This is a genomic window from Petrachloros mirabilis (assembly GCF_975968855.1).
In genome coordinates, this window is the sequence record NZ_CDLUDY010000270.1 from 1 (window position 1) to 3,953 (window position 3,953).

Here is a 3,953-nt window from a genome sequence, read left to right on the forward strand (position 1 = left end):
CCTGCTTACGGGTCGCCCGAGCAGAGGAGCATGCCCCGCCCCTACGCCAAATTCTATGGCTCGACTGTGACATCCACAAACGCCGGCAAACTATCCGCCCCTTTTTTATCCGTCACCCTCAACTTGAACCGAAATAATTTCGGCGTCGAGACCCGCGGGGCTAGGAACGAAGCTTCAGAATTGTTGACGCCAAGCAATGAAATCTTACTGCCCCGGATTTGACTCCATGCATAGAAGAGCGCCTCCCCTTCGGGGTCTCTGCTCTTCAGGCCGTTCAATTTGACTTTGGATCCCGCCTTCATGGTTTGATTGGCTCCGGCATCGGCAATCGGCGGCTCGTTTGGTTCCTCGTCGTCCATGCTTACTTCCACATCCAGTTGAGCCTGCTTCCCGCGGTTGCTGACGGTAATGACGGCATTGCCGTTTCCTGTAATTTGTAGCATGCCGCCGGTAAGCACCTTGATCACTTTTGGGTTGGATGATTGGTAGGTGGTCCCGGTGGAAGGTGAGGAAATGTTTCGAGTGACGCCGTCAGCAAAATCCGCAACGACCGGGAGGGCAAAGATTTTGCCCATCGAATCGGCCTCGCCGAATGAGGACGATTGTCCGGTGCGTCCAAGAAGGAGCGGTTTTTCCGTTTCAAAATCGATGCGGGTGAGCACCACTCTTGGTTCGACGTTTACGATAATTTCGTCGAAGACAGACCTCGTACCAAGGCGTCCTTGTGAAATTTCGGCCACGGCCAAGAGTCGCATCGGGCCGATGCCTTCTTTGGGAACGAGAAGCGGCCCTCCAAAGGCCGGGTCGGTGTGGGGGAGGCCGACAAACGCCAGGGGAGCCGTGAGCTCTCCGGCCGGTGCGAAGTCATCTTGTTCGACGAGGGTTTCGTCAAGTTCCCCGTACCAATAATAACGGACCTTCACGATGCCGATATCATTCCCGAGATCTACGTGGGCCGTGATGGATTTCCCGGGCTCTAACTGTTGCCCATGAGCGGGTTCCTTGATCTTGAAGGCGAGCGCTTGGCCGGGCGATAAACCGATCATCCACAATGCAACGAGGAGGTTGAAGCAAAGGATCGTCTTAACCCGTGCACCCTTCATTTCTGTGGCTTGAGGGGTTCTCATAGTTACCTCGTCAGATGAAATGGCACGTCGGTGAGGACCACGCGATCTTTGAAGAGGAGGGCGGCTTTCAGCATGAGCGCTCTCTGGTTGTGAAGGATGTTCTGCCACCAACGAGCTGGGAGAATCTCCGGCACGACAACCGTAATCCAGCAATCCGGGTCCTTTTGTCGCAGTTCTTCGATGTAATTCAGAATTGATCCAAGGATTGAACGATAGGGAGAGGGGAGGACGATCAGCGGTACTCCACAACCCCACTGCGCCCACTGAATTTCTGTTAGGGCGGTTTCTTCCTTATCCACATCCACAAGAATGGCTCTGATTTCACCGCCCCGACTGCGAGCATAATCGACTGCCCGGACAACTGAACGGTTCACGCCACCGATCGGGATTAACACGATATTCCGGCGGGGGCGTGGAGGCCGTGAGTCCCGGGAGAGCGAGACTTGTTCTGAAACGGCTTTGTAATGCGAACGAATATTGCGGAACATTAGAATGATCAGGGCCACAAGCAGGAAGACGATCCACGCGCCTTGCACGAACTTGGTTGTGGCGATAATGATTGTCGCGATGCCGGTGGTCACAGCCCCAACACCGTTTACGACCAATTTCCCTCGCCAGTGTTCTCCCTGTTTGACGAGCCACCGCTTGACCATGCCGGCTTGTGAAAGTGTGAAGGATACGAACACACCGATGGCGTAGAGAGGGATCAAAGCATGAGTATCGCCTTGAAAGATGACAAGCAGGAGACATGCAAAAAATCCGAGGATAATGATACCGTTCGAGAAGACCAACCGATCGCCGAACGAAGCCATCTGATGGGGCATGAATCCGTCTTTGGCCAGTATGGACGCCAAGTGGGGGAACCCTGCAAACGCGCTGTTAGCCGCGAGGACGAGAAGGATCATGGTGCCGACCTGAACGGCATAGTAAATCACGCCCGTGCCGAATGTGAGACGGGCAAGTTGGGAGACCACCGTTTCGTCGCTTTTGGCCAAAATCCCGTAGTGGTAAGCCATCCAGCTTATCCCCATAAAAAGCGTGGCAAGAATGATCGACATCCAGATCATGGTTGTCGCGGCATTTTTCGATTCCGGATGCCGGAAGGCTTTGACGCCGTTGGAGATGACCTCCATACCGGTCACTGCGGCGCAGCCGGCGGCAAAGGCGCGAAGCACTAAAAACAATGTCAGCCCTTCGACGGCACCAGTTGCCCTCGGTGAAATCGTCGCCGGTACTACAGCCGGGCTGAAAAGGGATTGGATGGTACCGAGTACTACCATGAGACCCAAGGCACCGATAGCGAAGTATGTGGGGAAAGCGAAGAATTTCCCCGATTCCCTCACTCCGCGTAGATTCATGACGACGATGAAGAGGATGGCAAAAAGCCCCAAAGCTTCTCGATGTGCAAACAGGATTGGGACAGCTGAAGTAATGGCAGCAACGCCTGCTGCAATGCTGACCGCGACGGTGAGGACGTAATCGATCATTAAGGCAGCTGCAGCAATCAACGCCGGCACTTCCCCAAGATTGCTACGTGCGACGATGTACGCCCCGCCTCCTTCAGGGTATTCGTAAATGATCTGGCGGTAGGAAATGGTCAGAACCAATACCAGGAACAGAATGGCCAAGCTGACGGGAATCGACCAGACTACAGCGGCGGTCCCCGCCAGAATCAAGATCAGGAGGATTTCTTCCGTCGCATAGGCTACGGACGAAATGGCATTTGAAGAAAAGATGGCGAGCGCGAGAGTCTTCGAAAGTCGCTCGTGAGAGGCTTGTGTGGTTTTCAGCGGATCGCCGACAAACCAGCGCTTCAGTAACATGAGAGAGATTATCTCATAAATAGTTCAAAGGGCGTAGAAGAACAGAAGCCCTCGCCGTCCCATGGGGCGAAAGACTCAAGACGGTCGCTATCCGCCAGGTTGCCGGACTCGTCGAGAATGATCAAAAATGGTCCTTGCCAATTCGGGGGTACGTTTAGGGTTGACAGCCCAGACGAACTTAAGTATCTTTCCACTTCCCTTGTCGAGGAGAAAACGAGTTCTCCTGTAGCGATGCTCGTACAAACGTGTCGATGAGGTTGCCTATCGTCAAATAGTTATTTTGTCAGTTGTTTTACTCACCATCTCAAGGAGGCCGGTCCATGTTTTTCCACAAGCCACGGGTTTGTGTTCCCACCCGCATGCTCGGCGTGATGGCAGCGGTGGCCCTTTTCGGAGCCCCGCTCGCTTCCGCTGAGGATTCTTCTTCACATGTCGCGATGAACCATCAGCTACCTTCTTGGGCCGAGCAGCTCAAGGGGCAAACGATCGTCGAAGATACGATGTCAGGCAATGCCGATCGTTCGACGATGGTCGAACGGCAGCATCAGCGCATTATGGAGCACATGAGCCATGATCCGCAGGTGCAGAGCGTCAACACGGGGATGTTCAACACCCAGTCCATGATGCACCAGTACGGCGCTGGTGGACAGGATATGTTGCTCATGTCCGATCCTCGTGTGGAGCCGGTCGCGATGGCCGGCGGGGGCAAGTGTCCGGCGACAGCTCCGGTGAAGCAGTACAACGTATCCGCGATCAATGTCGAGATTACGCTCAATCAGTGGCTGGACTTCTATCCCGGGTACATGTACGTGCTGGATGAAAATATTGACAAGGTCCGGGAAGAGGAAAATACGAATCGGGAGGCCCGCGAGAAGGAAGGCTGGGATCCTGGTGCCGTAATCCCCGGTGTGCAGGCGCAATGGATTCAGCCCTTGGTCCTTCGTGCAAACCAAGGTGATTGCGTCAAGATCAAGCTGACCAATAAGCTGGAAGGCGAGGAAGA

The 3,953-nt window shown here is 54.5% G+C and carries 3 protein-coding genes; 1 reads left to right on the forward strand and 2 read right to left on the reverse strand.

The genetic code is table 11. The features are described from left to right. Positions 1-53 precede the first annotated feature (53 nt). Together ACWVCN_RS11510 and ACWVCN_RS11515 are read right to left on the reverse strand one after the other, a co-directional pair. Positions 54-1,127 (reverse strand): PKD domain-containing protein, encoded by a 1,074-nt coding sequence (locus tag ACWVCN_RS11510; protein ID WP_455245878.1) that lies wholly within the window; start codon positions 1,125-1,127, stop codon positions 54-56. Between the two features lie 2 nt (positions 1,128-1,129). Continuing rightward, a complete protein-coding gene (locus ACWVCN_RS11515; protein WP_455245880.1) occupies positions 1,130-2,950 on the reverse strand; it encodes an APC family permease in 1,821 nt (606 codons plus the stop codon). A 320-nt stretch (positions 2,951-3,270) separates the two neighbouring features. On the opposite strand from ACWVCN_RS11515, the gene ACWVCN_RS11520 reads away from it, so the two are divergent. Continuing rightward, on the forward strand, positions 3,271-3,953 hold a 683-nt coding region (locus tag ACWVCN_RS11520), incomplete at its 3' end, for a hypothetical protein (protein WP_455245882.1).

What these genes read in the sequence shown, in the direction of transcription:
- ACWVCN_RS11510 (WP_455245878.1), bottom strand. Translation starts at nt 1,127, where the DNA reads ATGAGAACCCCTCAAGCCACAGAAATGAAGGGTGCACGGGTTAAGACG.
- ACWVCN_RS11515 (WP_455245880.1), bottom strand. Translation starts at nt 2,950, where the DNA reads ATGTTACTGAAGCGCTGGTTTGTCGGCGATCCGCTGAAAACCACACAA.